This is a genomic window from Nostoc sp. UIC 10890, from assembly GCF_054786515.1.
On record NZ_JBSGKF010000187.1, the window covers coordinates 1 to 1076 of the forward strand.

Annotated in this window: 2 protein-coding genes; both read right to left on the reverse strand. The window is 35.8% G+C overall.

The annotated features are described in order from the left end of the window. Positions 1–114: 114 nt before the first annotated feature. Complete coding sequence (locus tag ACWATR_RS40320) at positions 115–540, reverse strand: type II toxin-antitoxin system VapC family toxin (protein ID WP_435023744.1); 426 nt, start codon at positions 538–540, stop codon at positions 115–117. Then, on the reverse strand, positions 530–787 hold the full coding sequence (locus ACWATR_RS40325; protein WP_435023745.1) for a hypothetical protein: 258 nt from the start codon (positions 785–787) through the stop codon (positions 530–532). The genes ACWATR_RS40320 and ACWATR_RS40325 overlap by 11 nt, the downstream gene beginning before the upstream one ends. Positions 788–1076 lie beyond the last annotated feature (289 nt).

Consider the following 1076-nt stretch of genomic DNA (forward strand, 5'->3'; position numbering starts at 1 on the left):
GAAATCAACGCTGAAGTGTTATACGCTGCGAAGGAAGCTGTCGGGGCGTAGGTTAACAGGTTAGAGATTTTTAATAATAAAGGGCATATCTTAAGGAATGCCTTTTATTATTACTTATTCTGACTTCAGCAGACGAAGAAAGCCAGCTTGTTCAAAGTGGTGATCTGTGGTTAATGCCTCTTTAATGCCAAGCTGTTGCATGACTATAAAAGAAGTGCTATCCACCAAAGACCAAGCTTTATCTTCTCTAGTTTTGAGTAGCTCCCAAGCTGCTGAATCTATTGTTGGTTCAATATAAATCAAGTTGATATAAGGAGCAGTTCTGACCGCTTCTACGTATTTAAATAATTGGGGACGAGGTACGCGTAAAGGGCTATTCAGCAAAGCCACTAGTTCAATCACAACATAATTAGTTGTTACCATTGCTTGATTTTGCTGACGTTTATGTTGAAAGCACTGCTTTGCTTGTTCATGGTAGGACTCAGTTGCAATAAATAAATTAGCCCACCCAGATGTATCTATAAAGACTTTATTCGTCAATTTTTAACTCCTGCTGCAAAGTTTGCTGGAGATATTGATCGTGGTTTTCTCCTACATCAAAATTATCAAATTTCAATGTACCTAGTAAAGGTAAAATTGGATCGAATTCTGAGATATTCTCCTGTTTAGCTGATTGAGATAACGATTGCAAAATTAAATCTTCTAAAGATAGATTCAGTTTTTGTGCCTGAGCAGTTAATTTACTTTCTAAGTCGTCTGACAACTGTATTGTTAATGTTTTAGCCATTTTATTCACTAGTTACGAATGAGAAAAATAACATTCCAAATGAGTATTTCAATCAGATGTTAATAATCTCATTATATGCCAAAATAACAAGTGGAATAAAGCCTGCCTTTGTCTAGCTTGAGAACAATCACAACTATTTGTAAGATGTGAATTATAAGTTTGTACGTCCTATTCAGCAATGATTTCACGTAACAGAATATAACTCTAGTGCATCACTAATAAATTTAATTGCGATCGCGGTTTCAAAGAAATCAACGCTGAAGTTTTGTACGCCGCGAAGGAAGCTGTT